15 protein-coding genes and 1 pseudogene are annotated in these 17336 nt (G+C 67.4%); 10 read left to right on the plus strand and 6 right to left on the minus strand.

Translation table 11 applies throughout. The features are described 5' to 3' along the window. Positions 1 to 16: 16 nt before the first annotated feature. The 9 genes and pseudogenes from ING98_06365 to hslU all read left to right on the plus strand — a co-directional run bounded on the left by ING98_06365 (position 17) and on the right by hslU (position 9968). Positions 17 to 490: a transcriptional repressor gene (locus ING98_06365; protein ID MCA3101477.1), complete on the plus strand. Its 474-nt coding sequence runs from the start codon at positions 17 to 19 to the stop codon at positions 488 to 490. 116 nt (positions 491 to 606) lie between these two features. Beyond that, entirely contained in the window at positions 607 to 1635 is a 1029-nt protein-coding gene (locus tag ING98_06370; protein ID MCA3101478.1) for a GTP-binding protein, read from the plus strand. Positions 1636 to 1645: 10 nt separating this feature from the next. Then, complete coding sequence (locus tag ING98_06375; protein ID MCA3101479.1) at positions 1646 to 2923, plus strand: GTP-binding protein; 1278 nt, start codon at positions 1646 to 1648, stop codon at positions 2921 to 2923. 81 nt (positions 2924 to 3004) lie between these two features. Next, entirely contained in the window at positions 3005 to 3694 is a 690-nt protein-coding gene (locus tag ING98_06380; GenBank protein ID MCA3101480.1) for an ABC transporter ATP-binding protein, read from the plus strand. Between the two features lie 2 nt (positions 3695 to 3696). Beyond that, a pseudogene (locus tag ING98_06385) lies at positions 3697 to 4320 on the plus strand (ABC transporter permease). Positions 4321 to 5202: 882 nt separating this feature from the next. Beyond that, positions 5203 to 5712 (plus strand): DUF3299 domain-containing protein, encoded by a 510-nt coding sequence (locus ING98_06390; protein MCA3101481.1) that lies wholly within the window; start codon positions 5203 to 5205, stop codon positions 5710 to 5712. 215 nt (positions 5713 to 5927) lie between these two features. Continuing rightward, positions 5928 to 7943, plus strand: coding sequence for a TonB-dependent receptor (locus tag ING98_06395; protein MCA3101482.1), 2016 nt, complete (start codon positions 5928 to 5930; stop codon positions 7941 to 7943). Between the two features lie 94 nt (positions 7944 to 8037). Beyond that, on the plus strand, positions 8038 to 8586 hold the full coding sequence (hslV, locus tag ING98_06400) for an ATP-dependent protease subunit HslV (protein MCA3101483.1): 549 nt from the start codon (positions 8038 to 8040) through the stop codon (positions 8584 to 8586). Between the two features lie 32 nt (positions 8587 to 8618). Next, entirely contained in the window at positions 8619 to 9968 is a 1350-nt protein-coding gene (hslU, locus tag ING98_06405) for an ATP-dependent protease ATPase subunit HslU (protein MCA3101484.1), read from the plus strand. 29 nt (positions 9969 to 9997) lie between these two features. Here the strand turns inward: hslU and ING98_06410 are convergent, their stop codons facing one another. The 6 genes from ING98_06410 to ING98_06435 form a co-directional block, all read right to left on the minus strand. Then, the gene (locus ING98_06410; protein ID MCA3101485.1) at positions 9998 to 11104 is read right to left on the minus strand and encodes a septal ring lytic transglycosylase RlpA family protein; all 1107 of its coding nucleotides are present in this window, start codon (positions 11102 to 11104) and stop codon (positions 9998 to 10000) included. Beyond that, complete coding sequence (gene rodA, locus ING98_06415; GenBank protein MCA3101486.1) at positions 11101 to 12111, minus strand: rod shape-determining protein RodA; 1011 nt, start codon at positions 12109 to 12111, stop codon at positions 11101 to 11103. The genes ING98_06410 and rodA overlap by 4 nt, the downstream gene beginning before the upstream one ends. Positions 12112 to 12187: 76 nt before the next feature. Then, entirely contained in the window at positions 12188 to 14125 is a 1938-nt protein-coding gene (mrdA, locus tag ING98_06420; GenBank protein ID MCA3101487.1) for a penicillin-binding protein 2, read from the minus strand. Between the two features lie 8 nt (positions 14126 to 14133). Further along, positions 14134 to 14652 (minus strand): rod shape-determining protein MreD, encoded by a 519-nt coding sequence (gene mreD, locus ING98_06425; protein MCA3101488.1) that lies wholly within the window; start codon positions 14650 to 14652, stop codon positions 14134 to 14136. 38 nt (positions 14653 to 14690) lie between these two features. Next, entirely contained in the window at positions 14691 to 15590 is a 900-nt protein-coding gene (gene mreC, locus ING98_06430) for a rod shape-determining protein MreC (protein MCA3101489.1), read from the minus strand. 163 nt (positions 15591 to 15753) lie between these two features. Continuing rightward, the gene (locus ING98_06435; GenBank protein ID MCA3101490.1) at positions 15754 to 16797 is read right to left on the minus strand and encodes a rod shape-determining protein; all 1044 of its coding nucleotides are present in this window, start codon (positions 16795 to 16797) and stop codon (positions 15754 to 15756) included. A gap of 241 nt (positions 16798 to 17038) precedes the next feature. On the opposite strand from ING98_06435, the gene gatC reads away from it, so the two are divergent. Beyond that, entirely contained in the window at positions 17039 to 17326 is a 288-nt protein-coding gene (gene gatC / locus ING98_06440; protein ID MCA3101491.1) for an Asp-tRNA(Asn)/Glu-tRNA(Gln) amidotransferase subunit GatC, read from the plus strand. Positions 17327 to 17336 lie beyond the last annotated feature (10 nt).

The raw sequence follows: 17336 nt of genomic DNA on the forward strand, positions 1-17336 counted from the left end.
CTTTCCGGAGGCAGCCATGCGCGCAGCAACCCCTGAATCCCGCCGTAGTTCCCCAGCAGCCGTGTCCTCGGCCGAGCAGCTGGTCCGTGCCACGGGCGCACGCGTCACGCAGGGCCGCATCCTCGTGCTCGAGGTCCTGCAGGCGGCAGGCCGGGCGTTGACCCACCACGAGATCGAGGCGGCGGTGGCCGGTCCGCTCGACCGGGTCACCGTATACCGGGTGCTCGACTGGCTCACCCGCCAGCAGATCGCGCACAAGATCCCCGGAGACGACCGGGTGTGGCGGTTCACCATCGCCGGGCAGAAGCAGGCCCACCACCATGCGCACTTCCAGTGCACCGACTGCAGCCAGGTAATCTGCCTGGATGACGTCCCCACCACGCTGCGTCCGCGCCTGCCTGCCGGGTATCGATCCGCAGGGGTCGAGGTGACGGTCAAGGGTCAGTGCAAGTCCTGCGTGCGGCCTGCGCCGCGCCGAGTCAGGCGCTAGCGGGCAACGCGAGCGGGCGACGGGCCCTGCAGCCCGCGCGCCTGTCGACCGGATGCCGCGTGCGCGTTCCATCCCACCCGCATCCACCGTATCGAGTCGACCATCAAGGGCTTGCCATGACCAAATCCAGTACCGGGGCACGGCCGAAGATTCCGGTCACCATCCTTACCGGCTTCCTCGGCAGCGGCAAGACGACGCTGCTCAACCGGATCCTGAAAGAGCAGCACGGCCGGCGCATCGCCGTGATCGAGAACGAGTTCGGCGAGGTGGGCATCGACAACGAGATCCTGCTGCAGAACCCGGAAGAGCAGATCGTCGAGATGAACAACGGCGGCATCTGCTGCACCGTGCGTGGCGACCTGATCCGCATCCTCGGTGAACTCGAGAAGAAGCACCGCAAGCTGGCCTTCGAACGCGTGATCATCGAGACTACCGGTCTCGCAGACCCTGCACCGGTCGCACAGACGTTCTTCGTCGACGAGTCGATCAGCGAGGCCTACCTGCTCGACTCGATCGTCACGGTGGTCGATGCGAAGCACGCACCGCTGCAACTCGACGAACACCACGAAGCCCAGGAGCAGGTCGGATTCGCCGACCGCATCCTGCTCTCGAAGACAGACCTGGTTCCGGAAGAAGAAGTCGTCGCGCTGGTCGAGCGACTGCGGCGCATGAACCCGCGCGCACCGGTGAAGCGGGTACATTTCGGCGAAGCGGACATCCGCGAACTGCTCGACGTGCGCGGTTTCAACCTGAATTCCATCCTCGAGATCGAGCCGGCGTTCCTGGAAGACGTCACGCACGAGCACGACGACGAGATCGGATCTTTCGCCTGGCGCGAAGATCGTCCGTTCGACATGGCGAAGCTCGAGGGTTTCCTGGACGGCGTGATCCGCTTCTACGGACAGGACCTGCTGCGCTACAAGGGCGTGCTCAATGTCGCCGGCGAGGACACGCGCATGGTGTTCCAGGGCGTGCACATGATGATGGGCGGTTCTGCCGGCAGGCGCTGGCTGGCCGGCGAGAAGCGCACCAGCACGATGGTGTTCATCGGCCGCAACCTGCCGCGCGAACTGCTCGAGCAGGGGCTGGCCCTGTGCGTCGAGGGTGCGCCCGAGCCGGTCGCGCCCGGCGCGGCCGTACGTTGAAGATCCCGCCATGCCGGCATCCGTGAAAGACCTGCCCACCGGCCCCGGCGCGGCGGGAGTGCCCGACCGGAGGTTGCCGGTGACCGTGCTGTCCGGCTTCCTCGGCGCCGGCAAGACCACCCTGCTCAACCACGTGCTGAACAACCGCGAGGGGCGCCGGGTCGCGGTGATCGTGAACGACATGTCCGAGGTGAACATCGACGCCCAGCTGGTGCGCGACGGTGGTGCACAGCTGTCGCGCGCGGAAGAGAAGCTGGTCGAGATGAGCAACGGCTGCATCTGCTGCACCCTGCGCGAAGACCTGCTGGTCGAGATCGCGAAGCTCGCCGGCGAAGGCCGGTTCGACTACCTGCTGATCGAATCGACCGGCATCTCCGAGCCGCTGCCGGTCGCCGAGACGTTCACCTTCCGTGGCGAGGACGGACGCAGCCTGGGCGACGTCGCACGGCTCGACACGATGGTCACGGTGGTCGACGCATTCAACTTCCTGCGCGACTACGAGGCTGCCGACTTCATCCACGAACGCGGCCAGAGCCTGGGCGAGGATGACAACCGCACCGTGGTCGACCTGCTGGTGGACCAGATCGAGTTCTGCGATGTGATCGTGCTCAACAAGTCGGACCTGGTCGCGCCGGGCGAGCTCGATCGCCTGCGTGCGATCCTGCATTCGCTCAATCCCGGCGCGGACATCGTCGATGCCGGGTTCGGCAAGGTGCCGCTCGAGCGGGTGCTCGATACCGGGCGCTTCGACTTCCAGCGGGCCGAGGCGTCGCCCGGATGGCTGCGCACGCTGCGCGGCGAGGAGCAGTCCGAGTCCGTCGAATACGGCATCTCGAGTTTCGTCTATCGCGGCGGTGAACCGTTCCATCCGGCACGCTTCTGGGACCTGATCCACTCCGGGTCCGAGGCCGCGTGGCAGGGCGTGGTCCGCTCGAAGGGCTTCTTCTGGCTGGCTTCGCGCATGGATTTCGCGGCGAGCTGGTCGCAGGCGGGCGGTGCCTGCCGCCATGGCGCAGCAGGGCTCTGGTGGTCTGCCGTCGACCCATCGGAGTGGCCGGACGCGCCCGAGGCGCGGCGCGAGATCGAGGCGATGATGACCGGGCCCCACGGCGACCGCCGGCAGGAACTGGTGTTCATCGGCATCGGGATGGACGAAGCCGCGCTGCGTGCAGGCCTGGATGCCTGCCTGCTGACCGCAGAAGAGCGCGCGGGCGGTCCTCAGGCGTGGGCCGTCTTGCCCGATCCGTTCCCCGAATGGCGCCTGGTGGATCCGGATGCGGCCGACTGACTTCAAGACGGCATCCCTGGCACGCTGCACGCCTGCTGCTGCTCGTGACGCGCGTCGCAAGCCGCGATAACCTCCTCTCTCATGACCGTCCTCGAAGTCAACGCCCTGTCGCACCGCTACGGCAATGCCACCGTGGTGGAAATGCCTGCCTGGTCGGTCGCGGCGGGGGAGCCGTGGTTGCTGCTGGGCGCCTCGGGCAGCGGCAAGACCACGCTGCTGCACTGCCTGGCTGGCATCCTAGTACCGACGCAGGGCTCGGTGAAGGTTGGCGGCACCGAGCTCGGATCGCTGCACGGCTCGGCGCTTGACCGCTTCCGTGGCCGGCACATCGGGCTGCTGCCGCAGCGCCTGCACCTGATCGACTGCCTCAGCGTGATCGACAACCTGCTGCTGGCGCAGTACGCCGCTGGCCTGCCGCGCGATACCGCGGCTGCGCGTGGCGCGCTGGAGGCTCTCGGCCTGGCCGGTCGTGCGCACGAGCGCCCGCACCGCCTGTCGTTCGGGCAGCAGCAGCGCGTGGCGCTTGCGCGTGCGCTGATCAACCGGCCGACGCTGGTGCTGGCAGACGAGCCCACCTCCAACCTCGACGATGCGAACTGCTCGGCGGCGCTCGAGCTGCTGCTCGACCAGGCCAGCCGCAGCGGCGCGGCGCTGGTGATCGCCACGCACGACCAGCGGGTCAAGGGGCGCATCGAGCGGCGGGTGGAACTGGTCGGCGGGAAAGCGGTCGCCGGCATGGATCTCGCTGTCGGACAGGTGGTCCCGGCATGAACCTGTTTACCCTCGCGGTGGCTTACCTGCGCTCGCGCATGCTCGCCTCGGTCCTGCAGGTCCTGCTGCTTGCCATCGGGCTGGCATCGATCGTCGTGATGCTGCTGGTCAGTACGCAGCTGGCCGACCGGGTCGAGCGCGATACGAAGGGCATCGACCTGGTGGTCGGTGCCAAGGGCAGTCCGCTGCAACTGGTCCTGTCGTCGGTGTTCCATGTCGACTCGCCGACCGGCAACATCCCGTATGCCGAGGCGATGAAGCTGAGCCGGCATCCGCTGGTGAAGAAGGCGATCCCGCTGGCGCTCGGCGACACCTGGCGCGGATACCGCATCGTCGGCACCGAGCATGCACTGGTCGAGCACTATGGTGCGTCGCTCGCGTCCGGCAGGCTCTGGTCGGGCCAGATGCAGGCGGTGGTCGGTGCCGAGGCCGCGCGCGCCGGCGGGGCCGGTGGCTCGCCGCTCAAGCTTGGCGACACCATCGTCGGCTCGCATGGCCTGGTCGACGGCGGCGCGGCGCATGACGAACACCCGTATGAAGTGGTCGGCATCCTGGCGCCCACCGGTGGCGTGATCGATCGGCTGGTCCTGGTAAGCGTCGAGACCGTCTGGGACGTGCACCCGCTTCCGCCGGGTGCGGTGGCCATGGCACCCGGTTCACCGGCCCCCGCGCCGGCTCCGACAGCCGGGGCAGCGCCGGCGCGGGACGACGGCCATGGTCATGCGGGTCACTCCCATGCCCGTCCGGCCGCGAAGGCAGGCGCGAAGCCGCATTCGCATTCGCATTCACATGCGCCTGCGCACGACCACCCGCACGACGGCCCGACCGGCGACGCGGCCTCGGCCGGCAGCCCCGGTGGTGATGTCGCTGGCGCCGGCAGCAGCACGAAGCCTGCGCCCGGGCGCGAACTGACGGCACTGCTCATCCAGTATTCCTCGCCGATGGCCGCTGCCCAGTTGCCACGCCTGGTCAATGCGGGGACCGCGATGCAGGCAGCTTCGCCGGCGGCCGAGAGCGTCCGCCTGAACCGACTGGTCGGGGTGGGCGTCGAGACGCTGCGCGTGTTCGCCTGGGTGCTGCTGGTCGCTGCGGGCCTCGCACTGTTCATCAGCCTGTACGGCGCCCTGTCCGAGCGCAGCCGCGACCTCGCGATGCTGCGGGTGCTCGGCATCCGCCGCCGCGCGCTGCTCGCGCTGATGCTGCTCGAAGGCCTGCTGCTGTGCGCGGCCGGGGGGGCGATCGGGTTGCTGGCGGGCCACGGGCTGACCGAATGGCTGGCCCGCAGCGTGCCCGCGCTGTCACAGTGGGCGCTCACCGGGTGGACCCTCGCGCCTGGCGAGGGCTGGCTGGTCGCCCTGGCGCTGCTGATCGGCGGCGTTGCCTCCATGCTGCCCGCGGTGCTAGCCTACCGGACCGATATCGCGAAAGTGCTCGCCCGGGGCTGACGCCGCGAGCGCGGCTTCGCCGCTACGTGCCGTTGCCTGCCGGGCCACCGAGGATTCAATCCGATGTCCACGTTCAAATGGTTGCCCTGGGTCGTGCTGGTTGCGCTCGCCGCGCCGGCCGCGCTCGCGTTCAAGACGCCGACGCGCGACGAGGCGGTGTTCACGTCGCCGATCCCGCAGCAGTTCCAGCAGAAGGCGATCGACGAGAAGAACGGCACGCTGTCCTGGCGCACGCTGGCGCAGGTCGAGACGGTGAAGCAGCGCGACAAGTTCGTGCCGCAGTTCAGTCCGGCGGTGCTGGCCCTGGACAACCGGCCGGTACGCCTGCAGGGCTTCATGATGCCGCTGACCGCGGGTGACCAGCACAAGACCTTCCTGCTCAGCGCGCAATCGCCGAGTTGCCCGTTCTGCCTGCCGGGCGGGCCTGATTCCCTGGTCGAGGTGCAGGCGCGCGCGCCGATGCGCTTCGGCGAGGAGCCTGTCATCCTCGCCGGCCGGCTGCAACTGCTGCGCAACGATCCGGGCGGGATGTACTACCGCCTGGTGGATGCGACGCCGGTGGTCGCGCGCTAGCACTGCGCGGTCCGATCGCCCTCGAAGGGGAGCCGCCGGCTCCCCTTTTTGCTGCCCGGTCGCCGAGCTGTGCGCCTGCAGTGCGTTGCATTCGCAATCGCGTTGCATTATCTTGCTGACAAATGCAACATGATTGCACACAACGAACGGGTTGCGCCGGGTGCGCACCAGGGGGAATGCAGATGTCCACGCACGCTCGGTCCAGAATGGCTGCAATGATTGCCGGCGCACTCGCCTGCACGAACGCTTCCGGTCAGTCGGCGCAGCCGCAGGCTGCGCCGCGACCGGTGGTCGAACTGCCACCGGTGGTGGTCACCGCGAATCCGCTGGGCAGCGCGCTGTTCGACCTCGCCATGCCGATCACCGTGCTGCAGGGCGAGGCGCTGCGCCAGCGCCTCGCGCCTTCGCTGGGCGAGACGATCAACGGCGAGCCAGGCATTTCGTCGAGCTACTTCGGGCCGGGAGCGAGCCGGCCGGTGATCCGCGGCCTCGATGGCGAGCGCATCCGCATCCTGACCAACGGCGTGGCCAACCTCGATGCCTCGGGCACCAGCGTCGACCATGCGGTCTCGATCGATCCGCTGCTGGTCGACCGCATCGAGGTCGTGCGCGGGCCGGCGGCCGTCCTGTACGGCGGTTCCGCGGTCGGCGGCGTGGTCAACGTAATAGACAGCCGCATCGCGACCGAGAACAATCCGCGCGGCGTCACCGGTGCGGTCGACACACGCTTCGGGTCGAACGACCGCGAGAAGGCGGTGACGGGCCGGGTCGACTTCGGCCTGGAAGGTGGCCTCAACCTGCACTTCGATGCGTTCCGGCGCGATACGGACGACCTGCGCATCCCCGGCTTCGCGCGTTCGGCCCGCCTGCGTGCGACCACGCCGCCGCCCAGTGGCGTCGAGACCACCGGCACGCTGGTGAACAGTTCGACCCGGTCGGACGGCGGCGCGGTGGGGGCATCCTATGTCTGGGCGCAGGGCTACTTCGGCGGCAGCGTATCCACCCTGAACTCGACCTACGGCGCGGTGCAGGAGCCGGAAGTGTCGATCAAGCTCGACCAGACCCGGATCGACCTCGCCGGCGAACGCCGGGACATCGCCGCGTTCGAGGCGGTGCGCTTCAAGTTCGGCCGCAGCAGCTACCGGCATGCAGAGATCGATGCCGGCACCGTCGGCACCGTGTTCCGCAACCAGGGCTTCGACATGCGGGTCGAGGCGCTGCACAAGCCGATCGGTCCCTTCCGCGGCACCATCGGCTTCCAGTCGACCCGTTTCGAGTTCGAGGCGGTGGGCGACGAGGCCTTCCTGCCCCGGACGTCGAACCGTACCAACGGCGTGTTCCTGTTCGAGGAAGTGAAGATCGACGCACTGACGCTGCAGGCGGGTGGCCGCCTGGAGCGGAACAGCGTCGGCGCGCTGGACGACCCGAACTTCGGCCCGGCGGAGACGCGCAACTTCACCGCGAAGAGCGCATCGGTCGGTGGCGTGTACAGCCTGAACCGGGCGTATGCGGTCGCGCTCAACCTGTCGCGCACCGAGCGTGCGCCCAACTACCAGGAACTGTTCGCGAACGGCCCGCACATCGCGACCAACGCGTTCGAGATCGGCAACCGCTCGTTCGGGCTTGAGGTTTCGAATGCGGTCGACCTGACGCTGCGCAAGCGCGAAGGGCGCGTGACCGGCAGTGCCGGCGTGTTCTACAACCGTTTCTCCAATTTCATCGCGCTGGTGTCGGATGCGACATTCGTCGACCCGGATGCCGCACGTAACCTGCCCGGGCTGCGCTACACCGGCGTACCCGCGGCGTTCAAGGGCGCCGAAGCCTCTGCGCGCACGTTGCTTGTCGATCGTCCTTACCGGATCGCGCTCGAATTCAAGGGCGACATCACCCGCGCCGAGAACACGGACACTGGCCAACCGTTGCCGCGCATCTCGCCGATGCGTATCGGTGGCGGGCTTTCGTTCGAACAGGGTCCGCTGACCGCCCGCCTGGATGCGATGCGCGTGCGCGGGCAGGATCGCGTGTCCGCAGATGAACGGCCGACCGACGGCTACACGATGGTGAACGCGAGCGTCGGCTACCGGATGAGCGTGCCCATGGCGAAGCTCGACCTGTTCCTGCGCGGCGTGAACCTGCTCAACCAGGAAGCTCGCAACCATGTGTCGTTCATCAAGGATCTCGCGCCTTACGGCCGGCGCGGCATCGTGGCAGGGCTGCGCGGGACTTTCTGACCGGGCCGTACACCTTCGCCGGACGGCGGCCGCCAGCCGGTCGCGAGTGTCCGGCTGCGTATAATCCAGGACCAGACCTGTCCGGCCCAGCACCATGCAGCAGTTCGAAGGCACGACCATCCTTTCCGTCCGCCGCGGCCCGATCGTCGCGCTCGGTGGTGACGGCCAGGTGACGCTCGGCAACATCGTGATCAAGTCGACCGCTCGCAAGGTGCGCCGGCTGTACCACGAGAAGATCCTCGCCGGCTTCGCCGGCGGTACGGCCGATGCCTTCACGCTGTTCGAACGGTTCGAAGCCAAGCTCGAAAAGCACCAGGGCCACCTGCTGCGCTCGGCGGTCGAGCTGGCGAAGGACTGGCGCACCGACCGCGTGCTGCGCCGGCTCGAGGCGATGCTCGCCATCGCCGATCGCGACCACTCGCTGGTGATCACTGGTGCCGGTGACGTGCTCGAACCGGAGCATGGCATCGTCGCGATCGGCAGCGGCGGTGCCTATGCGCAGGCCGCCGCCCGCGCGCTGCTGCAGTCCACCGACCTGGCGCCGGCCGAGGTGGTGAAGCGCTCGCTGTCGATCGCGGGCGAGATCTGCATCTACACCAACCAGAACCACGTGATCGAAGAGCTTCCCGGCCCCGCGGCCTGATGCCGGCCCCGACCTATGGGCATGACCAAATCATGAGCGCAATGACCCCGCAGGAAATCGTCCATGAACTCGACAAGCACATCGTCGGGCAGCATGCGGCCAAGCGTGCGGTGGCGATCGCGCTGCGCAACCGCTGGCGGCGGGCACAGGTCGACGAATCCCTGCGCCACGAGATCACGCCGAAGAACATCCTGATGATCGGCCCGACCGGTGTCGGCAAGACCGAGATCGCACGCCGGCTCGCGCGGCTGGCGGATGCCCCTTTCATCAAGGTCGAGGCAACGAAGTTCACCGAGGTTGGCTATGTCGGCCGTGACGTCGACACGATCATCCGCGACCTCGCCGAAGCTGCAATCAAGCAGGGGCGCGAGGCCGAAATGCGCCGGATGCGCCACCGGGCCTCGGATGCCGCCGAGGAACGCGTGCTCGATGCGCTGCTGCCACCGGCACGCGATATCGGCTTCCAGGCCGACGTGTCCGAGCGCGGCGACCGCAGCGACCGCAATTCGAGCACCCGGCAGAAGTTCCGCAAGATGCTGCGCGAGGGTGCGCTCGACGACAAGGAGATCGAGATCGACGTCGCGGCGGTCAACCCGCAGATGGAGATCATGGCGCCACCCGGGATGGAGGAACTCACCTCGCAGATCCAGGGCATGTTCCACAACATGGGCGGTATACGTCGCAAGACCCGCACGCTGCGCATCCGCGAGGCGATGCGCCTGCTGACCGACGAAGAGGCGTCGAAGCTGGTCAACGACGACGAACTGAAGCAGCGCGCGCTGACCAATGTCGAGCAGAACGGCATCGTGTTCATCGACGAGTTCGACAAGATTGCCACGCGCAGCGAGGGTTCGGGTGTAGACGTGTCGCGCCAGGGCGTGCAGCGCGACCTGTTGCCTCTGGTCGAGGGCACGGCCGTTACGACCAAGTACGGGATGATCCGCACCGACCATATCCTGTTCATCGCCAGCGGTGCGTTCCACCTCACCCGGCCGTCCGACCTGATCCCGGAGATGCAGGGGCGGTTCCCGATCCGCGTCGAACTCGATTCGCTGACCGTCGGCGACTTCGAGCAGATACTGACCGCGACCGACGCCTGCCTTACACGCCAGTACGAGGCGCTCATGCACACCGAGGGCGTGGCCCTGGCGTTCCGCCCGGATGGCATACGCCGTCTGGCCGAGATCGCCTGGCAGGTGAACGAGCGGGTGGAGAACATCGGTGCGCGGCGGCTCTACACGGTGATGGAGAAACTGCTCGAAGAACTCTCGTTCAGCGCACCGAAGCAGTCCGGCGATACCGTGGTGATCGATGCACCGTACGTTGACGCCCGCCTGAAGGACCTCGCCGGCAGCGAGGATCTCGCCCGGTACGTGCTGTAACGGCTGTCCGGGCAGGAGCGCCGCCCGGCCTAGCGCACGGCCAGGACCGGCTTGATGTTGAGCCTGCGCATCAGCGATTCTGCCGCAGCGCGTGCCTCGCGCTCGTTGGCGTAGGGGCCGATGTGTATCCGATGCAGGCCGCGCGACTGGTGGACGTGGGCGAGCTTCGATGCGTCGCCGAGTTCCGGGCGGATACGCCCGATGAAGGTCTCGGCATTGTTCCGGTCACCGAACGCGCCCAGTTGCAGGAATACGCCGCCGGACTCCGCAGCCAGCGGTAGCGCACCCGTGCGTGCCGGGAGTTCGTCCGGGCTGGCTGGTGCCGTCGCGGCGGCGGGCGGCGCGGGAAGTGCTGCCTCGGCGAGGGGCTGCGATGGCTGGCGGGGTACGACCGTCGGCGCCGCCGTCCGTGGCGCCGGTGCGCGCGAAGCCAGGTTCGAGGTGTCGGCCGGCCAGTTGATCCCGGGGATCAGTTTCTCGACATCGACGGTCGCGCTGCCGGCTTCGACATAACCGAGCCGGAACGCTGCCGCGTAGGACAGATCGATCAGCCGCTCGCCGATGAACGGGCCCCGGTCGTTGATCCGTACGACCACCTGCCTGCCGTTGGCGACGTTGGTCACGCGCACATAGCTCGGGATCGGCAGCGTCGGGTGGGCGCCAGTCATCTCGTACATGTTGTACACCTCGCCCGACGAGGTCTTCTGCGCGTGGTATCGCTTGCCGTACCAGGTGGCGACGCCGCGCGCGCGATACGGTACCCGTTCGGTCATCGGCGTGTAGCTGCGGCCGAAGACCACGTATGGCCGGTTGGCGAACCGGTGCAGCGGCTCGCTGCGTGGCTCGGCATCCGGGATGGTGTCGAGGTTCGGCGGTGGATTGTCGCCTGGGCCATCGTCGAGGTAGAACGCTCCGCCACGACGGGAGGTCGTTTTTGCCGGCGGTCGTACGGCGGCGGGCGGTGGCCGCACGGCGGCATCGTCGACGGCAGTACCTGCGCTCTTGGCGGTTCCCGGGGCAGGTCCGGTGGATGCGCAACCAGCTGCAGCCATTGCGGCGGTGACCGCCAGCGCCAGCACGGCGTGCCGCTCCGGCGCGGCCTGCGACCGCGTCGGGGCGATCGGTGTGCGGTTCATGACTTGATCAGTTTCCGGTTGGTCGAGATGCTCATCAGCAGGCCGAAGCCGAAGAAGGCGCTCACCAGCGCAGTGCCGCCGTAGCTGATCAGCGGCAACGGTACCCCTACGACAGGAAGGATACCCGACACCATTCCCATGTTCACGAATGCATAGGTAGCGAAGGTCAGAGTGACCGAGCCCGCCACCAGCCGCGTGAACACCGTCGGGGCATTTAGCGTGATCACCAGCCCGCGGGCGATCACCAGCAGGAACATCAGCAGGAGCATGGCATTGCCGAGCAACCCGAACTCCTCCGAATACACCGCGAAGATGAAGTCGGTCGTCCGTTCCGGCAGGAAGTCCAGGTGGGTCTGCGTGCCCTGGAGCCAGCCCTTCCCGAACCATCCGCCCGATCCGACCGCGATGGTCGACTGGATCGTGTGATAGCCAGCCCCCAGTGGATCCTGGCTCGGGTCGAGGAGGATCATCACCCGCGTACGCTGGTAGTCGTGCATCACCGACCACGCCAGCGGCAGCGCAGCCACCCCCGCCGCCCCCAGCGCGAAGATGATCTTCCAGGGCAGGCCGGCCAGGAACAGCACGAAGCAGCCCGATGAAGCGATCAGCAGCGCCGTGCCGAGGTCCGGCTGGCGCAGGATCAGCAGCACGGGGAGCACGAACAGCGCGGCTGCGATCACGAAGTTGCGCAGCCTGAGCGTCGACTCGTAACGGTCGAAGTACCAGGCAAGCGCCAGCGGCAGCGCGATCTTCATCAGCTCCGACGGTTGCAGGCTGATCACGCCGAGGTCGAGCCAGCGGCGCGCGCCGTTGCGTACGTCGCCCACCAGCGCGACGGCGATAAGCAGCGCGAGCGCGGCCAGGTATGCGGGCATGGCCAGGCGTAGCACCTGGCTCATCGGCGTATTCGCGACTACCCACATGACCGCGAAGGCGACGCCGATGTTGAAAAGCTTGGTTTCCATCCGGTCGAAGCTCTGGTTGGACGCGCTGTAGAGCGTGACCATCCCGGTCGCGAGCAGCAGGCACACCGCAATCAGCAGTGGCACGTCGATGTGTGCCGTACCCTTGCGCCAGAGGACTTCAATTACGTTCCGCACCGGCTCCTCCGTTGCTTGCGGCACCGTTGGCCGCTGCGCCCGGTATTGCCGGGGCGTCGATCGGCGTCACCGGCTTGCCGAACAGGAAGAAGTCGATCACGGTACGCGCGAGCGGCGCCGCATTGGCGCCGCCGCCGCCGGCGTTCTCGACCAGCACGGCGAGCGCGATCGTCGGGTTGTCGGCCGGCGCGTAGGCGATGAACAGTGCATGATCGCGGTGCCGCTCGTCCAGCCGGCTCGCATCGTACTTCTGGCCCTGCTTGATCGCGACGACCTGCGAGGTGCCGGTCTTGCCGCCGACGATGTACTTCGCGTCGGCGAAGGCCCTGTGCCCGGTGCCACCCGGAGTGGTGACCCCGATCATTGCGGCCTGCACCACGGCCCAGCTGTCCGGCTTGAAATCGAGGCGCCGCAGTGGCTGTGCCAGCACCGCGCGCTGCGCACGCGATGTCGCGTCCTGCACCAGGTTGACCAGGTGCGGCCGCCAGACCGTTCCCTTGTTGGCGATGATCGCAGTCGCATTGGCCATCTGGAGCAGGGTCATCACGTTGTAGCCCTGGCCGATGCCGATGGAAATGGTGTCGCCGACGTACCACTTCTGCCGGAACCGGCGCTGCTTCCATTCCTGCGACGGGTTGATGCCGATCGCCTCGCCCTCGAGGTCCACGCCAGTGCGAGCGCCGAAGCCGAACTGGCGCATGAAGTTGCTGATCGTGTCGATGCCCAGGTCGAATGCGAGCTGGTAATAGTAGGTGTCGCAGGAAATGACGATCGACTGGTGCAGGTTCACCGAGCCGTGGCCACCGGGTTTCCAGTCGCGGTACTGGTGCGAATTGCCCGGCAGCGTGAAGAAGCCCGGGTCGTTGATCGCGTACTGGGGGGTACGCCTGCCCAGTTCCAGCGCGGCCAGTGCCATGAACGGCTTGTAGGTCGACCCTGGCGGGTACTGCCCGCTCAGTGCCCGGTTGACCATAGGGCGGTCTGGATGGGTGTTCAGCTCGTGCCAGGTCGTTGGGTCGATGCCGTCGATGAACAGGTTGGGATCGAAGCCTGGCCTGCTGACGAAGGCAAGTACGCCTCCGGTGGACGGATCGATCGCCACCAGCGCGCCGCGCCGGCTGCCGAATGCCGCCTCCGCAGCCTCCTGGAGCCGAAGGTCGAGGTGCAGTTGCAGGTTGTTGCCGGACACCGGTGGCGTGCGCGACAGCGTGCGGACCGCGCGGCCACCCGAATCGACCTCGACCTGTTCCATGCCGGTCGTGCCGTGCAGCTCGCGTTCGTACATCTGTTCCAGCCCGGTCTTGCCGATATGCTCCGAGCCGCGGTAATTCGACAGGCGGCCGTCGGCTTCCAGGGTTTCCATGTCCTTCTGGTTGATCCGTCCGATGTAGCCGACCACGTGCGACGCGAGCGTGCCGTTCGGGTAGCGGCGGAACAGCCGGGCATTGATCTCCACCCCGGGGAAGCGGTAGCGGTTGGCGGCAAAGCGGGCGATCTCGGCTTCCGACAGGCGGGTGCGGATCGGGATGGCCCCCAGTTTGCGCGATTCATCGAGCAGTCGCTTGAAGCGGCGCCTGTCCTTCGGCGCGATCTCGATCAGCTGGGACAGCGACTCGATGGTCGCGTCGAGGTCGCGCACCACCGTCGGGTTGATCTCGAGCGTGTACGCGGTGAAGTTATGTGCCAGCACCGTCCCGTGCCGGTCGAGTATCAGCCCCCGGTTGGGCACGATCGGTACGAGCGAGATCCGGTTCGCCTCGGCCTGTGTGTAGTAGTACTCGTGCTTCATCACCTGCAGGAAGACGAAGCGTGCGAGCAGCAGCCCGAACAGCACTAGCACGAAGATCGCGGCGATGGCGGTGCGGCGCCGGAACTCCGAGCGCTCGCCTTCCAGGTTCTTCAGTTCGACGAATTGCGGCATCGGGGCGATCAGATCGGGTGTTCCGGATCGATACGCGGGCGTTGCGGTGCGAGCAGGACGATCCAGACCAGCGGCCAGAGCAGGGCTCCGGTGAACGGCGACACGAACCATGTCCAGCCGGGGAAGGCGGCGCCGCCCGCTAGCCGCACCAGGAGGATCACCGCCTGTGCGGTGAGCAGGATGGGCAGTATCTGCAGGATGTGCTTGTCGGTGCTGAACATGCGCAGCCGCCGACGCAGCAGCGTCGCACCGAGGGCGACCACCGTGTAGGCGAGCGCATGCTGTCCGAACAGGCTGGCCTGCGCGACGTCCATCGCCAGCCCGAGCACGAAGGCGACGCCGAAGCCGATCAGCCGCGGCTCGCGCACGATCCAGAACAGCAGCGCCAGCGCGACGAAGTCCGGCTTTAGCCAGGTCCAAACGCCTTCCCAGGGCAGCAGATTGGCGATCAGGGCCACCAGCAGCGTGAACCAGAGGAAGCCGGGCCGTACCGGCAGCAGCAGTTCCTGTCTCGGACCGATGCTCATGCCCATCGGATGGTTCCCGGGCGATCGATGGCCACCGGTCAGCCTCCCTTGCGGCCGCGCTTGCGCTGCGGCGCCGGCTCTTCGAATCCCGGGTTGTCCGGGTGCGGAGCGCTGGCGGTGAGGACCAGGACCTGCCGGTAGCGGTTCACCCCTGCCGCCGGTTGGGCGCTGATGCGTGCGAACATGAACGCCGCGTTCCGTTCCACCTCCTGCACCGTCGCCACCGGCAGTCCGGCCGGATAGGTACCGTCGATGCCGGAGGTGACCAGCTTGTCGCCGGTCTGGATGTCGGCGGAGAACGGCATGAAGCGCAGTTCAAGCGTGCCGTCGGAGCCGACGCCGAAAAGCACCCCGCGTACGCCGCTGCGCATCACCTGTACCGGTACGGTCATGTCCTTGTCGGTGATCAGGGTGACCTGGCTCGCCCAGGGGTAGACGCGGGTGACCTGCCCGACCAGGCCGGCCGCATCGACCACCGGTTGGCCCTGCCCGATGTTGTCGGACATCCCCTTGCTGATGATCACGCGTCGGGTGAACGGATCGCGGTGCGAGTAGAGGATCTCCGCGTACACGGCCGATTGCGAATGGCTGGCGCGGGTATCCAGCAGGCCGCGCAGCCGGGCGTTCTCGAGTTCCAGCGCCTCCAGCCTGAGCAGTGCCGCCGCATTGACCAGGTTCTGCTGTTCGAGCGTGTTGTTGCGGCCGGTCAGTTGTGCCTGGGTCGTGAAGAACCCGGACATGCGGTCGAGCAGTGCCGCCGGTGCGAGAGCCACCCGCTGCAGCGGATAGAGCACGACAGCCACCACCTGCTGCACATGGGTCAGGTACCTGAACCGGCTGTCGGCGACGATCAGCATCAGAGCGACCAGCGAGAACAGCAGGAATCGCGCGAACGGCGTCGGGCCGCGGTTGAAGAAGGGTTGCTGCGCGTGTTCCATTCAGCGCGCCGGCTGTGGTCGAAGATCGCCAGCCGTTGCCGGCGGCAGGAGGAGATCGCCGGCAACAGCCGGCGGTGTAGGCAGGTCGCCGGCAACAGCCGGCGGTGGGGGCAGGTCGCCGGCCGTCGCCGGGCAGAGGGGGCGGTGGGGTAGGGTGCCGGTCTCAGTCACTGGTGAAGATCGACGATACCCGGTCCATCTGCTCCAGCGCCAGCCCCGAGCCGCGGACCACGCAGGTGAGCGGGTCTTCCGCACAGATCACCGGTAGCCCGGTCTCTTCCATCAGCAGCCGGTCGATGTCGCGCAGCAGCGCGCCGCCACCGGTGAGGACCATGCCCTTCTCGGCGATGTCGGCACCCAGTTCCGGCGGCGTCTGTTCGAGCGCGCTCTTGACCGCACCCACGATCTGGTTCAGTGGCTCGGTCAGCGCCTCCAGGATCTCGTTGCTCGAGATCGTGAAGCTGCGCGGGATGCCTTCAGCCAGGTTGCGGCCCTTCACTTCCTTCTCGCGTACCTCGCTGCCGGGGAAGGCGGAGCCGATTTCCTTCTTGATTTCTTCGGAGGTCGTCTCGCCGATCAGCATCCCGTAGTTGCGGCGGATGTAGTTGATGATCGCCTCGTCGAACTTGTCGCCGCCGACACGTACCGAGTTGGCGTAGACGATGCCGCCCAGCGAGATCACGCCGACCTCGGTCGTGCCGCCGCCGATGTCGACCACCATCGACCCGGTGGCCTCTTCGACCGGAAGGCCTGCGCCGAGCGCGGCGGCCATCGGTTCCTCGATCAGTTCCACCTTGCGCGCGCCGGCACCATACGCCGATTCGCGGATCGCGCGGCGTTCGACCTGGGTGGATCCGCAGGGCACGCAGATGACGATGCGCGGGCTCGGGCTGAAGATGCGCGAGTCGTGCACCTTGCGGATGAAGTGCTTCAGCATCTGCTCGGTGATCGTGAAGTCGGCGATCACGCCGTCCTTCATCGGCCGGATGGCGGTGATGTTGCCGGGCGTGCGGCCCAGCATCTGCTTGGCCGCCAGGCCGACCTGCTGGATCACCTTCTTGCCGTTCGGGCCGCCTTCCTGGCGGATCGCGACGACCGACGGTTCGTTGAGGACGATGCCCTTGCCCCGCACCCAGATCAGGGTGTTCGCCGTGCCGAGATCGATCGCGAGATCAGTCGAGAAGTAGCCGCTGAGGAATCCGAACATTTATGGGGTGAATTCGATTGATGCGCGCCAGACGGCGCGCATGGATGGAAGCGCGGTCCGGGTTGACGGTCGGTGGGGGCCGGGAAGGCTGATGATCAACTACGTTATGATACTCCGGATCGCCATAGGCAAGCCCGCTTCCACGCGACCCGCCGGACGCCATTCGCTGCCGTTTTCCGGCTTCCCCGGCCCCTGTCTCAGACCCTTTCCCTTTCACGTTCGCACGCCCGCACGTCCACATATGTCGCTTCGCCCGGAAGACGTCCAGCGCATTGCTCACCTCGCGCGCCTCGCGATCACCAAAGAGGAGGGCGAGCGCACGCTCGGGCAACTGAACGATATCTTCGGCATGATCGAGCGCATGCGTGCGGTCGACACCGAGGGCGTGGTTCCCATGTCGCACCCGCTCGGCGGGGCGCAGCGATTGCGTGCCGACGTCGTCACCGACATCCCGGACCGCGAGCGTAACCTGGCCAATGCGCCGGCGCGCCAGGATGGCCTGTTCCTCGTGCCGCGCGTGCTGGAGTGACTCGGTGAGC

The organism is Rhodocyclaceae bacterium (assembly GCA_020248265.1).
Classification (GTDB): domain Bacteria; phylum Pseudomonadota; class Gammaproteobacteria; order Burkholderiales; family CAIKXV01; genus CAIKXV01.